The sequence below is a fragment of the Frankia sp. AgKG'84/4 genome (assembly GCF_023242965.2).
Lineage (GTDB): Bacteria > Actinomycetota > Actinomycetes > Frankiales > Frankiaceae > Frankia.
In genome coordinates this window covers 1-696 of sequence record NZ_JALKFU020000945.1, presented here as the reverse complement: position 1 = coordinate 696, position 696 = coordinate 1, and the positions used below count along the sequence as shown (strand labels likewise).

Sequence of the window (696 nt, the reverse complement as noted above, 5' to 3'; positions counted from 1 at the left end):
GGCATGATGTATTGAATGCAAAAAATCATGAACGTGAAGCGGAAATCATTGCTAACGCCGGTGAGCAGGGAGCGGTGACGATCGCGACCAACATGGCCGGCCGCGGTACGGATATCAAGCTTGGCGAAGGCGTAAGGGAGCTTGGCGGACTTGCCGTTCTCGGTACAGAGCGCCATGAAAGCCGCCGTATTGATAATCAGCTGCGCGGACGTTCCGGACGTCAGGGAGACCCGGGTGTCACCCAGTTCTATCTTTCCATGGAAGATGAGTTGATGCGCCGATTCGGTTCCGACAATATGAAGGCGATGATGACCCGCCTTGGCATGGATGACACCCAGCCAATCCAGAGCCGGATGGTGACGAGAGCCGTTGAATCCGCGCAAAAACGTGTGGAGGGCAACAACTTCGATGCCCGTAAACAGCTTCTTCAATATGATGATGTCCTGCGCCAGCAGCGTGAAATCATCTATAAGCAGCGTTCTGAGGTAATCGACAGTGAAAACCTCCGCGAAATTGTAGAGAGAATGATTGACTCATCCGTCCGCCGCAGTGTGGCTGCCTATGCTCCGGGACTTGATGACGAAGAGGGCTGGAACCTCCAGGGAGTCATCGATTATGTCAACGGAAATCTTCTCGATGAAGGCGACATTAACGAAGAAGACTTGAAGGATAAGGATTCTGAGGAAATCGCTGAGG

Annotated in this window: 1 protein-coding gene; it reads left to right on the top strand. The window is 52.9% G+C overall.

Annotated features, from left to right (window positions below):
* Positions 1-696, top strand: a 696-nt coding sequence (locus MXD58_RS31955; protein WP_518478697.1) for a preprotein translocase subunit SecA, incomplete at both ends; no start/stop codon positions are given.